General features: G+C 70.9%; 12 protein-coding genes. 9 read left to right on the top strand and 3 right to left on the bottom strand.

Annotation, left to right across the window (positions count from 1 at the left end):
• Positions 1-58: 58 nt before the first annotated feature.
• Positions 59-2,323, top strand: coding sequence for a phosphoribosylformylglycinamidine synthase subunit PurL (gene purL / locus ACQE3C_RS06005; protein WP_434538272.1), 2,265 nt, complete (start codon positions 59-61; stop codon positions 2,321-2,323).
• Between the two features lie 397 nt (positions 2,324-2,720).
• On the opposite strand, the gene ACQE3C_RS06000 is transcribed toward purL, so the two are convergent.
• On the bottom strand, positions 2,721-4,439 hold the full coding sequence (locus ACQE3C_RS06000; RefSeq protein WP_434538271.1) for a S8 family serine peptidase: 1,719 nt from the start codon (positions 4,437-4,439) through the stop codon (positions 2,721-2,723).
• A 73-nt stretch (positions 4,440-4,512) separates the two neighbouring features.
• Positions 4,513-5,409 carry a MerR family transcriptional regulator gene (locus ACQE3C_RS05995; protein WP_434538270.1) on the bottom strand — a complete coding sequence of 299 codons (897 nt, stop codon included), beginning with the start codon at positions 5,407-5,409 and terminating at the stop codon, positions 4,513-4,515.
• Between the two features lie 144 nt (positions 5,410-5,553).
• Between ACQE3C_RS05995 and ACQE3C_RS05990 the strand changes: the two genes are divergently transcribed.
• The 5 genes from ACQE3C_RS05990 (at position 5,554) to ACQE3C_RS05970 (ending at position 10,927) form a co-directional block, all read left to right on the top strand.
• Entirely contained in the window at positions 5,554-6,360 is an 807-nt protein-coding gene (locus ACQE3C_RS05990) for a DUF4397 domain-containing protein (RefSeq protein ID WP_434538269.1), read from the top strand.
• Between the two features lie 87 nt (positions 6,361-6,447).
• Positions 6,448-7,803, top strand: coding sequence for a dipeptidase (locus tag ACQE3C_RS05985; protein ID WP_434538268.1), 1,356 nt, complete (start codon positions 6,448-6,450; stop codon positions 7,801-7,803).
• On the top strand, positions 7,803-8,258 hold the full coding sequence (locus ACQE3C_RS05980; RefSeq protein WP_434538267.1) for a DUF1992 domain-containing protein: 456 nt from the start codon (positions 7,803-7,805) through the stop codon (positions 8,256-8,258). Before ACQE3C_RS05985 ends, ACQE3C_RS05980 begins: the two co-directional genes overlap by 1 nt.
• Positions 8,259-8,396: 138 nt before the next feature.
• Complete coding sequence (gene hemG, locus ACQE3C_RS05975; RefSeq protein ID WP_434538266.1) at positions 8,397-9,749, top strand: protoporphyrinogen oxidase; 1,353 nt, start codon at positions 8,397-8,399, stop codon at positions 9,747-9,749.
• Positions 9,746-10,927, top strand: a complete 1,182-nt coding sequence (locus ACQE3C_RS05970) for a TIGR04053 family radical SAM/SPASM domain-containing protein (RefSeq protein WP_434538265.1) — start codon at positions 9,746-9,748, stop codon at positions 10,925-10,927. The genes hemG and ACQE3C_RS05970 overlap by 4 nt, the downstream gene beginning before the upstream one ends.
• A 10-nt stretch (positions 10,928-10,937) precedes the next feature.
• On the opposite strand, the gene ACQE3C_RS05965 is transcribed toward ACQE3C_RS05970, so the two are convergent.
• The gene (locus ACQE3C_RS05965) at positions 10,938-11,789 is read right to left on the bottom strand and encodes a MerR family transcriptional regulator (RefSeq protein WP_207474224.1); all 852 of its coding nucleotides are present in this window, start codon (positions 11,787-11,789) and stop codon (positions 10,938-10,940) included.
• Between the two features lie 166 nt (positions 11,790-11,955).
• Between ACQE3C_RS05965 and ACQE3C_RS05960 the strand changes: the two genes are divergently transcribed.
• The 3 genes from ACQE3C_RS05960 (at position 11,956) to purM (ending at position 15,433) form a co-directional block, all read left to right on the top strand.
• A complete protein-coding gene (locus tag ACQE3C_RS05960; RefSeq protein ID WP_434538264.1) occupies positions 11,956-12,762 on the top strand; it encodes a DUF4397 domain-containing protein in 807 nt (268 codons plus the stop codon).
• Between the two features lie 119 nt (positions 12,763-12,881).
• Entirely contained in the window at positions 12,882-14,366 is a 1,485-nt protein-coding gene (gene purF, locus ACQE3C_RS05955; RefSeq protein WP_434538263.1) for an amidophosphoribosyltransferase, read from the top strand.
• Positions 14,363-15,433 carry a phosphoribosylformylglycinamidine cyclo-ligase gene (gene purM / locus ACQE3C_RS05950; protein ID WP_434538262.1) on the top strand — a complete coding sequence of 357 codons (1,071 nt, stop codon included), beginning with the start codon at positions 14,363-14,365 and terminating at the stop codon, positions 15,431-15,433. Before purF ends, purM begins: the two co-directional genes overlap by 4 nt.
• The last annotated feature ends 25 nt before the right edge of the window (positions 15,434-15,458 follow it).

Genomic DNA, 15,458 nt, shown 5'->3' with positions numbered 1-15,458 from the left:
AGTGACCGGGGCGTGGGGCCTGCCAGTGCCCCACGCCCCGGACCGCTAGATTGGTGGCGTGGTCGATACCGTTGAGAATGCCCGCAACACGCCGGACGTCGAGCTGCCCTGGTCGGAACTGGGGCTCAAGGCCGATGAGTACCAGCGCATCGTTGACATCCTCGGGCGGCGCCCCACCGGCGCAGAACTGGCGATGTACTCGGTGATGTGGTCGGAGCACTGCTCCTACAAGAGTTCCAAGGTGCACCTGAAGCGGTTCGGGGCCCTCGAGCAGACCACCCCCCGCGGGCCACTGCTGGCGGGCATCGGTGAGAACGCCGGCGTGGTCGACATCGGCCAGGGCTATGCGGTCACCTTCAAGGCCGAGTCCCACAACCACCCGTCCTACGTGGAGCCCCACCAAGGTGCGGCGACCGGTGTCGGCGGCATCGTCCGCGACATCCTGGCAATGGGCGCTCGTCCGATCGGAGTGATGGACTCGCTGCGCTTCGGCCCGCTGGACGCCCCCGACACCGCCCGCGTGCTGCCCGGCATCGTGTCGGGTGTCGGCGGCTACGGCAACTGCCTCGGCCTGCCCAACATCGGTGGCGAGGTCGGCTTCCACGAGTCCTACTACGGCAACCCGCTGGTCAATGCCCTGTGCGTGGGCCTGCTGCGCCACGAGGACCTGCACCGGGCCTTCGCCTCGGGCACCGGGAACAAGGTCATCCTCTACGGGGCGGCCACCGGCGGTGACGGTATCGGCGGCGCGTCGATCCTCGCCTCGGAATCCTTCGACGACTCCAAGCCCAGCAAGCGGCCCAGCGTGCAGGTCGGCGACCCGTTCATGGAGAAGCTGCTGATCGAGTGCACCCTCGAACTGTTCGCCGCCGAGCTGATCAGCGGCATCCAGGACTTCGGTGCGGCCGGCATTTCGTGCGCCACCTCCGAGCTGGCCAGCGCCGGCGACGGCGGCATGCATGTCGAGCTCGACGTGGTGCCGCTGCGTGACCCCACCCTGTCGCCCGAAGAGATCCTGATGTCGGAGTCGCAGGAACGCATGATGGCCGTGGTCGAACCCGACAAGGTCGAGCGGTTCATGGAGATCTGCGCCAAGTGGGACGTCCAGGCCACCGTCGTGGGCGAGGTCACCGAGGGTGACCGGCTGATCATCGACTGGCACGGCCAGACCATCGTCGACGTCGACCCCAAGACCGTCGCCCACGAGGGACCCGTCTACGAGCGGCCCCTGGCGCGTCCGGCCTGGATCGACGAGGTCAACGCCAACGCGGCCAACGACCTGCCCCGCGCCACCGACCCAGCCACCCTCGAGCAGCAGGCCTGGCAGGTGATCTCGTCACCGCTGAGTGCCGACAAGTCCTGGGTCACCAACCAGTACGACCGCTACGTGCGCGGCAATTCGGTGCTGGCCCAGCCCGAGAACTCCGGCATGCTGCGCATCGACGAGCAGACCGGCCTGGGCATCTCGCTGAGCCTGGACGGCAACGGCCGCTACGCCTACCTCAACCCCTACCTCGGGGCCCAGTTGGCGCTGGCCGAGAGCTACCGCAACGTGGCCGTCGGCGGGGCCGAGCCGGTGGCGATCACCGACTGCCTGAACTTCGGCAGCCCCGAGGACCCCGAAGTCATGTGGCAGTTCCTCGAGGCGATCATGGGGCTGGTCGACGGCTGCCGTGAGCTGGGCACCCCGGTCACCGGCGGCAACGTGAGCTTCTACAACCAGACCGGGATGACCCCGATCCTGCCCACCCCGACGGTCGGCATGCTCGGCGTGATCGACGACGTCAACCAGCGGGTCCCGATGGGGTTCCAGCACCCGGGCGATGCGCTGGTGCTGCTGGGCACCACCGGCGCCGACCTGGGTGGCTCGGTGTGGGCCGATGCCGTGCACGACGGGCACCTCGGGGGCATGCCGCCGCAGGTCAACCTGGCCGCCGAGAAGGCCCTGGCCAAGGTGGTGTTGGCCGCGTCCAAGGAGGGCCTGCTCAGTTCGGCCCATGACCTGGCCGACGGTGGCCTGCTCATGGGGCTGGTCGAGTCCAGCCTGCGCCACGACATGGGTGTCTCGCTCACCCTCGAGCTGGACGCCGAGGTCGACCCGACCTTGGCCCTGTTCAGCGAGTCGGCCGCGCGTGCCCTGGTCACCCTGCCCGGCAGCTCGTTGGCCCGCTTCGAGGAACTGTGCCGTGAGCACGGGGTGCCGATGGACCGCATCGGTGAGGTCACTGGCGACGACCAGATCGAGATCCAGTCGCTGTTCAGCCTGCCGCTCGCCCGGGTGCGCGAGGTCTGGTCGGGCGTGCTGCCCGCAGTCCTGGGCTGACGAGGGGCTGGCCGCCGCCGTCGGCGGGCATGACCCTGCACTTCTTGCACCCAGGCAAGGATTGCAGCCCGTCGTCCGCCCAGGACGTGTATTCCTTGCACCCACGCAAGGAATACACCTTGTCGTCCGGGCACGACGTGCGAACCTTGCGCCCACGCAACGATTGCAGCCTTGTCACCCGGATGAGGGGCTGGCCGCGTCCGTCGGGGGGCATGACCTGCACTTCTTGCGCCCACGCAAGGAATGCAGCCCGTCGTCCGCCCAGGACGTGTATTCCTTGCACCCACGCAACGAATACACGTTGCCAGCGAGGGACGAGCGGGCGCGACACGATCGTGGTTTGGGCCGTGCGTCCGGGCGGGGCGGGGACAGAGAACACGCCCACAGGCTCCACACCTCAGGTCAGGGTGACCAGGTGGCTCGCGGAGATCACCCCGTTGCTGCTCACCCAGACCGCGTGCGTCCCGGACGGCACCGTGGCCGGGATGGTGGCCGTGAGCGTGCCGTCCCCGGTGCGGGTGAAGGTGAGCTGCTGCTGCGCGATCCAGACCTGGGTCACGCTGGTGAACCCGGCGCCGGACAGGGTGAGTTGTCGTCCCTGCAGGGTGGCCGAGCTGAGCACCGGAACCTTCGCGGCGGCGGCTGCGGCGTCCAGGATGCCGGCCCCGCACCCCGAGCAAGTAGGGCTCGAGACGGCAGTGGAGACCAGGATCTGCTCGAGCTGGGCCACGCTCAGGGTAGGCTTCAGCGACAGCAGCAGCGCGGCGGCGGCCGAGACGTAGGGGGTGGCCATCGAGGTGCCCGACATCCAGCCGTAGGAGTAGCCGGTGTTGTTGTTGGCGCCGGGGTTGGTCAGCCAGGTGCTGAGGATGGCCTGGTTGGTGCCGTCGTCACCGCCGGGGGCGGCCAGGTTCACCCCGGTGCCCCAGTTGGAATACGAGGCCAGCGCACGATCCTTGTTGTTGGCTGCCACGGTGAGCACCCCCGCGCAGTTGCCGGGGGTCTCGGTCGAGGATTGCGCGCTGCGGTTGCCGGCCGCGACCACCGACAGCGCCCCCAGGCGGCGGGCCATCCTCAGCGCGGTCTGCAGTTCGTAGGAGCAGCTTTCGCGGGCGCTCAGCGACATGTTGATGACCCGCGCCGGGTACGGGTTCGCGGCCATCCCGGGGACCCGGCCGCCGGCCGACCAGACGATGGCGTCGATCAGGTCGGCCATCTCACCGTCGCAGCGGCCGAGCACCCGCACGGGGACGACCTTGGCCGCCGGGGCGGCGCCGGCCACCCCGATGCCGTTGTTGCGGCGGGCGGCGATGATGCCGGCGACGTGGGTGCCGTGCCAGGTCGAGGAGGTGCCTCCACAGAAGTCGCCGGTGTCGGTGGCATCGGCATCGCGCCCGTTCCCGTCACCACCGGAGGCTACGTCGCTGATGAAGTCGTAGCCGCCCAGGAACTGCCCGGCCAGGTCGGGGTGGTTGGTCTTGCCCGAGTCGATCACCGCGACCCGGGACCCTTCACCGAGGGTGCGGTCCCACACGGACGTGAACCCCACCCCGGGGCCGCCGGCAGGCATGGCCCACTGCTGGGCGAACAGGGGGTCGGTGGCGCTCGCCACCCGGGTGATCCGGCTGTTGGGGCTGGCGGCGACCACCCCCGGGTGGTGCCGCAACGCCGCCAGCCAGGCCTCGCCAGAGCCGGTGGCCCGGGCGAGCAGGGCGCCGGTGGCCAACTCCCGCACGACCGCGACCTCACGCAGCCCGGCCGCCGCTGCGGTGCTGCGCAGCACCTGCTCGCGGGTGGCCGGGTCCTCGGTGGTGAAGCGGACGATGACCTGGGCGATCGCGGCGTCCTGCTGCGGGGTGCCGGGCGTGGTGGTCGTCGGGCTGGTGGTGCGCCGGGTCGGGCCAGCGTCCGGCGGCGGGGTGGTCGGCGTCGGTGTGCCGTCGGACGAGGGCGTCGCGCTGGGGGAGGGCACGCTGCTCGGGGTGCCCGTCGGTGCCTGGACCACCCGCGGCAGGGGCAGGGACAACCCCATCGGGGAGGCCGAGCCCCAGACCGGCGCGAGCACGGCGAGGATCATCGCCAGCAGTTTCCACGAGTGGATGGGGGGAGGAAACATGGGGTGCTCCGATCGTCTGGCCCAGCCTAGGCCAGCCGAATCGGATCATGACATCATTACCACGGTGTCGAAACTAGCGCGGTGTCGACATCAGCGCGGTGTCGAACCCGCCACGCCCGACCCCCGGCTGCACCGCCTGCGCGATCCGAAGTGCTGACGCCGAGAGGCTGCCGGCCAGGACGGTGGCACCGGCAACGCGCCCAGCTGCTCGTCCGCCGACGAAGACGTGAGGGGTACCGGCCGCCCGGCAGGCCTCAGCTGCCCGCGTGGCCGGGGTGACGTCGCGACCGACGGTGGCACCGATGACCACTGCCGGCGGACGGTAGCGCTGCAGCACCGCCTGCCAACTGGCGGCAGGCACGTCGGCGCCGAGGTAGACCACCTCGACACCCTGGCGGCGCAGGCACACGGCCAGGGCCAGGGCGGGCAGTTCATGCCTGGCGCCGGCCGGCAGCCCCACCACCACCCTCGGCCCCCGGGCGCGGGTGGTGCTGAAGAGTGCGGCCAGTCGGTGCATCACCGCCGCGCTGATCAGATGTTCTTCTGCCACGTCGATCTCGCCGGCCTGCCAGGCAAGCCCCACCCGGTGCATCGACGGCAGGAGCCACTGGTCGATGACTGGTTCCACCGGTGCCAGCGTGAAGAACTGGTCGAGCACCGCCTCGAGCGCCGGCACGTCGGTGCGGGCCGCCAGCAGGGCCTCGTGGTCGAGCAGTGGCGGCCGGTCCTGGTTCCGTGAGCCGGGTGCCTCATCGAGCAGACCGGCCGCGCGACGTGGGGGAATCCCGGCCTCGACCAACTCACGCATCCGGACCAGACGAGCCACCTGTGCATCGTCGTAGCGGCGGATGCCGCCCCCATTGCGGTGCGGGACCACCACCCGGTAGCGCTGTTCCCAGGCGCGCAGTGTGGCGATCGGCAGCCCACTGCGTCGTGACGCCTCCCCGATGGAATGGCCCGGTCCTGTCATGGCACACCTCCTCGCTTCCATGATCTTGACAAAAAGCTAGACAAGATGTCCAGATCCATGGACGCAGTGTCGAGGTTTGCGGACGATGGTTGCATCCCGGGTGGGCATTCGCCCATCGCCATCTCCCAATCCAAGGAGTCCATCATGAAGCGCACCAAGCGGGCGGCAGCAGTCCTGACCGCCGCACTCATCGCGATGGTGGGGTTCGGTGCCCCGCCCGCCCAGGCCGATGACACCTCGGCAGTCAGCATCCTCCACGGCGTTCCCGGCGCGGTCGTCGACGTCTGGGCCAACGGCAAGCCGCTGCTCACCAACTTCAAGCCGGGCACGCTGACCGAGCCCCAGATGTTGCCGGCCGGTTCCTATGACATCAAGATCGTCCAGGCCGGTGCCGGTGCCGACGGCGCCGCGGTGATCCAGGCCGAGGACCTGCAGGTTCCGGCCGGTGCCAACCTGACCCTGGCAGCGCACCTGGACGCCTCCGGGGCCCCGGTGCTGACCGCCTTCACGAACGACACCTCGGCCTCGACCGAGGGCTCACGGCTGACGGTGCGCCACCTGGCGGCCGCGCCCGCCGTCGACATTCGAGCCGGCGGCACGGTGGTGATCGAGAACCTGGTCAACCCGAAGGAAGCAGTGCTGGACCTGGCCCCGGGGACGGTCTCTGCCGACGTGGTGCTGGCCGACACCGACACCGTGGCGATCGGCCCGGCCGACGTGACCCTGACCAAGGACATGAACACCATCGTCTATGCCTGGGGGTCGGCTGAGGGCAAGAACCTGGCCCTCGCGGTCCAGCAGGTGGGGATCGGGAGTCGCGGCATGCCGTCGACCGGTGTGGCCGATGACCAGGGCGCAGGCGCCCCCTGGGCGCTGCTGGTCGCCGGCGGTCTGGCAGCGATCGTGGTGGCGGCCATGGGCAGGCGCACCGCAGGCCAGCGACAGGACTGAGACGCTCCTGCGCTGAGGCACGGCGGTCGACTCCCACGAGTCGACCGCCGTCGCCGTGCCGGCATCGGCTGCCCCTAGGGTGGGTCCATGGACGACGCAGTGACCATCCCTTCCGCAGCCGAACTTCGCCAGCGGGTCGAGGCGGCCCGGGCCCAGACCCTGGCCGACCTCGCCGACCTGGTCCGGATTCCCTCGGTGAGCGCCTGGCCTGATCACGCCGACCAGGTGCTGGCCAGCGCCGAGGCAGTCGCCGACCTGCTGCGCGGCGCCAATTGCCCCGACGTGCGCATCGTCGCCGAGGGCGGCCAGCCGGCGGTGATCGCCCGCTACCCTGCCCCCGCGGGCCGGCCCACCATCTGCCTCTACGCCCACCACGACGTGCAGCCCCCCGGCAACGCCGCCGACTGGACCAGTGAGCCCTTCCGCGCCGAGGTTCGCGGCGAGCGGATGTATGCCCGTGGCAGCGCCGATGACAAGGGCGGTGTCGCCGCCCACCTGGCCGCGCTGCGCGCCTTCGACGGGAACCCGCCGGTGGGGGTGACCCTGTTCATCGAGGGCGAGGAGGAGATCGGCTCACCCACCCTGGCCCGGACGCTCGAGCGCCATGCCGACCTGCTGCGCGCCGACGTCTACGTCATCGCCGACTCGGTCAACTGGGCCGTCGGCCAGCCCGCCTTCAGCACCACCCTGCGCGGCATCGCCGACGTGGTGGTCGAGGTCGCCACCGCCCGCGCACCGCTGCACTCGGGCCAGTTCGGTGGCTCGGTGCCCGACGCGCTGGGTGCGCTGATCCGGATGCTCGACAGCCTCACCGATGCCGAGGGCACCTGCGCGGTCGAGGGCCTGCACCACGGCAGCGCCGCCGACCTGGACTACCCCGAAGACCGGCTGCGCCGGGAGGCGGGCATGCTCGAGGGCGTCGAGTTCGTCGGCAGAGGGAAGCTGGTCGACCGCATGTGGGCCAAGCCGGCGGTCACCGTGCTGGCCATCGACACCGTCGCCGTCGACCAGGCCTCCAACGTGCTGCTGCCCAGCGCCCGGGCCAAGGTCAGCCTGAGGGTCGCTCCCGGTGACGATGCCCGCCGGGCGCTCGAGGCGCTGAAGGCCCACCTGGTGGCCCACGCCCCCTATGGAGCCCGGGTCAGCTTCGGCGCCGAGACCGCCGGCCAGCCCGGGGTGGTCAGCTTCGAGGGCCCGGTCGCCGAGCTCGCCGCCCAGGCCTGGACCGAGGCCTGGGGAACCGAGCCCGTGCAGGTCGGCATCGGCGGTTCCATCCCGATGGTGGCCGATTTCCAGCAGGCCTTCCCCGAGGCGACCGTGCTGGTCAGCGCCGTCACCGACCCCGACTCGGCGATGCACGGCACCGACGAGTCGGTCGACCAGGCCGAGATCGGCCGGGCCGCGCTGGCCGAGGCGCTGCTGATGGCGGGTCTGGCGGGCTGATGGGGGACGAGCAGGACGGCGCTGCGCCCGAGCCGCACGAGCGGCCCCGGCCCCCGCGCCGCGAGCAGCATCGTCCGATGGTCTTCGAAAGCTGGATCGACAAGCAGATTCGTGAGGCCACCGAGCGCGGCGAGTTCGACAACCTGCCCGGGGCCGGCAAGCCGGTCGACCTGGGTGACCCCAACGACGAGTTGTGGTGGGTGCGCAAGAAGCTCAAGGACGAGGACCTCACCGGCGCCCTGCCGACCAGCCTGCAACTGCGCAAGCAGAAGCAGGACATCCAGCAGCACCTGGCCGAGGTCCGCGACCCCGACCTGGCCCGCAGGCTGGTCGAGGACCTCAATGCCCGCATCACCGACGCCAACCTGCGCCAGGTCGAGAAGGTGCCGATCTTCACCGCCACCCTCGACGTGGAGGAGACCCTGCGCGAGTGGCGGCGGCTGCGCGGGCACTGAGCCCGTAGCGCACCGCCGCCCGCCCCACCGCGCCGACCCCTCGGAATCAGCCCGATGGGCTGGTTCTAGGCTCGGTTTTCACAAGGTCACCGGGCCGCGGCGTGGGCTGGGTCGAACAGTGGCTGGTGAGGGGGAAGCGTGCGCGTCGCGGTGGTCGGGGCAGGGGTTGCCGGGCTGGTCCTGGCCAGACGTCTGCACCTGGCCGGGGTGGACACCACCGTGTGGGAATCCTCGCCCCAACCCGGCGGGCAGCTGCGCACCCTGGCGTTGTGGGGTTGCCCGGTCGACGTCGGCGCCGAGGCGCTGCACCTGGGCACACCGTCGGTCGCGCGGCTGCTGGACGAACTGGGGCTCGGCGGGCGCATCGTCCACGCCTCGCCGGGGGCGTCGTTGCTGGTCACCCGCAGGGGACTGCAGCCGCTGCCCGCGGGGGTCGGGCCCGTCGGGCCCACCCGGATCGGCCCCGTCCTCTCGTCGGGAATCCTGAGTGTCCGTGGGCTGGCCCGCGCCGGTCTGGAGCCGATCCTCGCCCGCCGCCGGGTGGACCAGGACATCTCCGTAGGTGCCTTCATCCGCAGCCGGTTCGGCGACGAGGTGGCCGACCAGTTCGTCGACCCGCTGCTGGGCAACCTGCACTCGGGCGACATCGACTCCCTGTCCCTGCGCTCGACCGCCCGCCAACTGGTGCCCCGGGCCCGGGATGGACGCTCACTGCTGCCCAACCCGCTGACCAGACGACCCCATCGGGTCGCCGGCGCCCAGTTCGGGTCGTTTCCCTGTGGGCTCGAGGAGTTCATTGCCGCGCTCGTCCTCGGTCTGGACCTGCGCCTGGACTCCCCGGTGCTGGCGCTGGCCCCCGAGGCCGACGGCTGGCTGGTGCGCACCCGGGCAGGCGTTGACAGGGTCGACGCGGTGGCGCTGGCCTGTCCGGCCGGGGTTGCCGGGGCGCTGCTGGAGCCGCTGCGTGCCGGGATCGGCGAGCAGTTGGCTGCCGGACGCACCGCCGACGTCGCCACCGTCGTGCTGGCCTACCCGAAGCCGGTCGGCGGAGTGCTCCAGTCACACAACGGGTTGCTGCTGCATTCCCGATCCGGCCACCTGACCAAGGCGTTCACCAACCTGTCACGCAAGTGGCCCCAGGTGGGTCACCCCGACCTCCACCTCGTCCGGGCGTCGGTGGGGCGCGCCGGTCACGACGAGCTGGCCCGGCTCACCGACGCCGAGGTCGTGCGCCAGGTGGTCGCTGAACTGCACGAGCTGGCCGGACTGCCCGCGGGGGTGACCGACAGCCGCGTGGTGCGCTGGCCCGGGGCCATGCCGCAACTGGAGGTTGGCCACGGCGAACGCATCGGCCGGGTGCGCGCCGGCCTGGCCGGGCTGCCCCCGGTGGTGCTGGTCGGGGCCCCCTACGACGGAATCGGCGTGGGCTCGACCATTGCCTCCGCCGAGGCCCGAGCCCACGAACTCAACACCATGGACGAGGAAAGATGACTACCAGCCATGCCACCGCCGCCCACCGCGGACCTGTCGTCCGGATGGGTCACCACGACCCCCATGACCGGCCGTTCATCGTGATCTGGGAGGTCACCCGCGCCTGCGCCCTGGTCTGCCGGCACTGCCGGGCCGACGCCCAGCACCGTGCGCACCCCGACCAGCTGACCACGGCCCAGGGCAAGGCCCTGCTGGACGAGATCGCCGCCTTCGGGCGGCCCCAGCCCATCGTCGTCCTCACCGGAGGGGACCCGTTCGAACGGTCCGACCTGGACGACCTGGTCCGCCACGGCAGCCGGGCGGGGCTGGCCATGTCGCTGTCGCCGTCGGTGACCCCCCGACTCACCCGTGACCGGGTCGCCGCCCTGCACGAGGCCGGGGGCAAGGCCATGTCGGTCTCCCTTGACGGCGCGGTCGCCACCACCCACGACGCCTTCCGCGGCATCGAGGGCACCTTCGCCAGCACCGTCGATGCGGCGCGGATGATCACTGACGAGGGGTTCCGGCTGCAGGTCAACACCACCATCACCCGCGGCAACGTGCGCGAACTGCCACTGCTGCTGGCAGACGTCATCGGCATGGGCGCCAAGATGTGGTACCTGTTCTTCCTGGTCCCGACCGGCCGCGGGGCCCAGTTGCAGTCGCTGTCGCCCCACGACAAGGAGGACGTCCTGCACTGGTTGCACGACGTCTCCGACCGGATCGCCATCAAGACCACCGAGGCACCCCAGTACCGCCGGGTGGCCCTGCAGCGTGACGCCCTGCGGCAGGCCGGTGAGCCGCTGCCCGAGCGCGGCGAGCTGTGGCACTGGCTGACCGAGCAGACCACCGGGCTGCTCGGCGCCGCCGCGCAGCGGCCCAGGGTGCCGCGGGCACCCATGGCGGTGAACTCCGGCAATGGGTTCGCCTTCATCGACCACATCGGTGACGTCTATCCCAGCGGGTTCCTGCCCTTCGTGTGCGGCAACGTGACCCGCGAATCCTTCCGGCAGATCTACCGCGACGCCGACCTCATGAAGAAGCTGCGGCGCCCCGACCAGTTCGGCGGGAAGTGCGGGTCGTGTGAGTTCAACACCGTGTGCGGCGGGTCCCGGTCCCACGCCTATGCGCTGACCGGTGACCCGTTGGCCTCCGACCCCACCTGCCCGCACGTCCCGGCCGGGTGGTCCCAGGGCTGAGCACGCGGGGTCATCGTCGGCCGGCGCCGACGGCGGCGGCCACCACCGCGGCTGCCCCCGACAGCGTGCCGGGCAGCACCACCGCGCCGCTGACCTCGCCGGCGGCGCGGCCGCCGACGAACACGTGCGGGGTCCCGGCCCCGACGCAGGAGCGCACCGCGGCCTGGGCGGCGCCGACGTCGGCGCGGGTTGTCACGCCCACCACGGCCGCCGGCGGACGGAACCGGTGCAGCACCACCGGCCAGCTGGTCGCCGGGACGTCGGCGCCCAGGTAGACCACGTCCACGTTCTGGCGACGCAGGCAGACGGCCAGCGCGAGCGCGGGCAGCTCATGGCGCGACCCTGCCGGCAGGCCCACCACCACCCGGGGGCCGCTGGCCCGACCAGCGGTGAAGGTGGCGGCCAGGCGGTGCATTACCGCAGCACTGATCAGGTGCTCCTCGGCCACGTCGATCTGGCCGGTGGACCAGGCCTCACCGACCCGGTGCAAGGAGGGCATCAACCACTGGTCGATGACCGTCTCCAGGGACGCCAGGGCGAACGTTTCGGACAGCAACGACTCGACCTGCCCACGCTCGGTGCGGGCACGCAGCAGCGCCTCATGGTCGTGGAGCGGTGACACGTTCTCATTCTGCCTGGAGGAGTCGACCATGGCGGCGGCCCGGCGCGGCGGGATGCCGGCCTCCACCAGTTCACGCATGCGCGTCAGTCGGGCGACCTGGTCGTCGTCATAGCGGCGGATGCCATTGCCGCTGCGGTGCGGGCTGACCACTTCGTACCGGGTCTCCCAGGCGCGCAGCGTGGCAATGCCCAGACCAGTCAGCCGCGACACGTCGCCGATGGAATGAGGTGCCTCAGCCATGGTGGATCCCTTCCTCGTCCGGAACCGCCTACGGGTCGATCTTCACAAAAACCTATACAAACTGTCCAGTTATCTCGACGGACTGTCTAGATATCCGCACCATGGAGACATCCCCCGGCACCGGGACCGAACACCTCGGACCCTCGCCACCAGTGAAGGAGCAACCATGTTCACGATCCGACGCGCTGCGGCAGTGATGTCCGCAGCCCTGCTCACCGTGGTGGGCCTCTCGGCTCCCGCCGCCCAGGCCGACAACCACACTTCGGCCGTCAGCATCCTGCACGCGGTGCCTGACGCCACCGTCGACGTCTGGGCCAACGGCAAGCCGCTGTTGACCAACTTCGCCCCCGGCACCCTGACCGAACCCCAGATGCTGCCGGCCGGTTCCTACGACATCAAGATCGTCAAGGCCGGCGACGGGGCCGATGGTGCCGCCGTCATTGAGGCCAAGGGCCTCAAGGTCCCCGCCGGCGCCAACCTGACCCTGGCGGCCCACCTGGACGCCGCTGGCAAGCCGGCCCTGGCCGCCTTCGCCAATGACACCTCCGCCTCGGCCAAGGGCTCGCGGTTGACCGTGCGCCACCTCGCCGCGGCTCCTGCTGTCGACATCCGCGCCGGTGGCACGGTCGTGGTCCCCGGACTGACCAACCCCAAGGAGGCCAAGCTGGACCTCGCTCCCGGCAAGGTTTCGGCCGACGTCGTCCTGGCCGACACCGACACCGTGGCGATCGGCCCCGCCGACGTCACCCTGACCCAGAACATGAACACCATCGTCTACGCCTGGGGCTCGGCCGAGGGCAACAACCTGAAGCTCGCTGTCCAGCAGGTCGCGCTCGGCGGCAAGGGCATGCCAGACACCGGCGTCGCCACTGCCGACTCCGACCTCACCCTGCCGCTCGGCCTGGGCGTGCTGGGCGTCATCGCAGCCGTGGGTGCGGTGGCCACCCGCAAGGTCGCCGCTGTCCGTTCCTGACCCACACCACACCGCGGTCCCCGCAGCCGGTGCCCCCGGCTGCGGGGACCGCTGCGTCCGCACCGGCCCGCCGCTGAACAGTGGCGGGCTCGCCGGCACCGCGGGAGTAGTCTGGCGGGGTGCTTTTCAGCTCCTCTCGCCCAGGTGACGGCCGTCTGACCCAGGAACTGGACCCCCAGGACCAGGGTCCCCAGGACGCCTGCGGCGTCTTCGGGGTGTTCGCGCCGGGTGAGGAGGTCGCCCGGCTCAGCTTCTTCGGCATGTACGCCCTGCAGCACCGCGGCCAGGAATCGGCCGGCATCGCGGTCAGCAATGGCAAGCGGATCATGGTCTTCAAGGACATGGGCCTGGTCAGCCAGGTCTTCGACGAGGGCACGCTCAGCTCCCTCAAGGGTCACCTGGCCATCGGCCACACCCGCTACTCGACCACCGGCGCCTCGGTGTGGAACAACGCCCAGCCGACCTTCCGGTCCGGGCCCCGCGGCGGCATCGCGCTCGGCCACAACGGCAACCTGACCAACACCGAAGAGCTCGAGGCGCTGCTGGCCGAACGCGGTGTGGCCGACGTGCCCCGCAAGCTGACCATGGACTCCACCAACGACACCTCGCTGGTGACCGCGCTGCTGTCGACCTACGACGCCGACCTCGACGAGGCCGCCCGTGAGGTGCTGCCGCACCTGAAGGGAGCGTTCTGCCTGGTCATGATGAACGAGCACACCCTGGTCGCCGCCCGCGACCCGCAGGGCATCCGCCCGCTGGTGCTCGGACGACTCGAGCAGGGCTGGGTGGTCGCCTCCGAAACCGCCGCCATCGACATCGTAGGGGCCAGCTTCGTCCGCGAGATCGAACCCGGCGAGATGGTCGTCATCGACCAGGCCGGGCTGCGCACCGAACGCTTCGCCGAGGCCCGGCCCAAGCACTGCCTGTTCGAGTACGTCTACCTGGCCCGCCCCGACACCATCATCGGTGGGCGTCGCATCCACAACGTGCGCGTCAAGGTCGGCAAGATCCTGGCCGAGGAATCACCCGTGGAGGCCGACCTGGTCATCCCGGTGCCCGAATCGGGCACCCCGGCGGCGATCGGCTACGCCGACCAGTCCGGCATTCCCTTCGGGCAGGGGCTGGTCAAGAACAACTACGTCGGACGAACCTTCATCCAGCCCTCGGACACCATGCGTCGGATGGGCATCCGGCTCAAGCTCAACCCCCTGCGTGACGTGATCAAGGGGAAGCGACTGGTGGTGGTCGACGACTCCATCGTCCGCGGCAACACCCAGCGCCAGCTCATCGCCATGCTGCGCGAGGCCGGTGCCGCCGAGGTGCACGTGCGCATCTCGTCACCCCCGGTCGAATGGCCCTGCTTCTACGGCATCGACTTCTCGACCCGGGCCGAGCTGATCGCCGCCGGCCTCGAGATCGACGAGATCTGCCGCTCGATCGGCGCCGACTCGCTGGGCTACATCAGCCTCGACGGGTTGATCCGGGCCACCCACGTGACCAAGGACAACCTGTGCCGCGCCTGCTTCGACGGCGTGTACCCCGTGCAGGTGCCGCCCGGTGCCCGCGAACTTGGCCTGACCCCCACCCAGGAGCCGACCACATGACCGAGCAGCCCTCCGCCTACGCCGCCGCAGGTGTCGACATCGAGGCCGGTGACCGCGCCGTCGAACTGATGAAGCGCCACGTGGCCGCCACCGCCCGCCCCGAGGTCCTCGGCGGCCTCGGCGGTTTCGCCGGCTTCTTCGACGCCTCGGCGTTGAAGGACTACCGGCACCCGGTGCTGGCCACCTCCACCGACGGGGTGGGCACCAAGGTCGCCATCGCCCAGGCCATGGACGTGCACGACAGCATCGGCATCGACCTGATCGGCATGCTCGTCGATGACCTGGTCGTCAGCGGCGCCGAACCGCTGTTCGTCACCGACTACATCGCCTGCGGCAAGGTCGTGCCCGAACGCATCGCCGACATCGTCAAGGGCATCGCCGCCGGCTGCGAGGCCGCCGGTGCCGCCCTGCTCGGCGGCGAGACCGCCGAACACCCCGGCCTGCTCGCCCCCGACGAGTACGACATCGCCGGCGCCACCACCGGGGTGGTCGACAAGGACCAGATCCTCGGCGCCCACCTGGTCGCCGAGGGCGACGTGGTGCTGGCCGTGGCCAGCAGCGGACTGCACTCCAACGGGTACTCACTCGTCCGCAAGGTGCTGCTGGCCGACGCCGGCTGGGCCCTTGACCGGGACGTCCCCGAGCTCTGCACGACACTCGGCGAGGCGTTGCTGGTGCCGACCCGGATCTATGCCCGCCCCCTGCTGGCCATGGTCGCCGAGTTGGGTGGCCCGGCCGGGGTGCACGCCATGAGCCACATCACCGGCGGCGGCTTCGCCAACAACCTCGCCCGGGTCATCCCCGAGGAGTTCTCGGTCACCATCGAACGCTCGACCTGGGCGCCGCCGGCCATCTTCGAACTGGTCCGTGAGGTCGGCAAGCTGAGCCGCGCCGACGTCGAGGCGACCCTCAACCAGGGTGTCGGCATGGCCGTCGTCCTGCCGGACGCCTCGGTGGAGGCCGCCCAGCGGTCGCTGGGCGCCGCCGGACTGTCGTCGTGGGTCTGTGGACGGGTCCATGCGCCCGGCGACGAACGGGTCGCGCTCGTGGGTGATCACGCTTCCTGAGCGGGGTCACGCCGTGGGCGAAACG

Source organism: Aestuariimicrobium sp. Y1814 (assembly GCF_050113895.1).
GTDB lineage: Bacteria > Actinomycetota > Actinomycetes > Propionibacteriales > Propionibacteriaceae > Aestuariimicrobium.
The sequence above is the reverse complement of the archived record's forward strand: the minus strand, read 5'-3'. Positions and strand labels throughout refer to the sequence as shown.

Coding starts and splice junctions, on each gene's coding strand:
- ACQE3C_RS05990 (WP_434538269.1), top strand. CDS start 5,554: ATGAAGCGCACCAAGCGGGCGGCAGCAGTCCTGACCGCCGCACTCATC.
- purM (WP_434538262.1), top strand. CDS start 14,363: ATGACCGAGCAGCCCTCCGCCTACGCCGCCGCAGGTGTCGACATCGAG.
- ACQE3C_RS05980 (WP_434538267.1), top strand. CDS start 7,803: ATGGGGGACGAGCAGGACGGCGCTGCGCCCGAGCCGCACGAGCGGCCC.
- ACQE3C_RS05970 (WP_434538265.1), top strand. CDS start 9,746: ATGACTACCAGCCATGCCACCGCCGCCCACCGCGGACCTGTCGTCCGG.
- ACQE3C_RS05995 (WP_434538270.1), bottom strand. CDS start 5,409: ATGACAGGACCGGGCCATTCCATCGGGGAGGCGTCACGACGCAGTGGG.
- ACQE3C_RS06000 (WP_434538271.1), bottom strand. CDS start 4,439: ATGTTTCCTCCCCCCATCCACTCGTGGAAACTGCTGGCGATGATCCTC.
- ACQE3C_RS05985 (WP_434538268.1), top strand. CDS start 6,448: ATGGACGACGCAGTGACCATCCCTTCCGCAGCCGAACTTCGCCAGCGG.
- ACQE3C_RS05965 (WP_207474224.1), bottom strand. CDS start 11,789: ATGGCTGAGGCACCTCATTCCATCGGCGACGTGTCGCGGCTGACTGGT.
- ACQE3C_RS05960 (WP_434538264.1), top strand. CDS start 11,956: ATGTTCACGATCCGACGCGCTGCGGCAGTGATGTCCGCAGCCCTGCTC.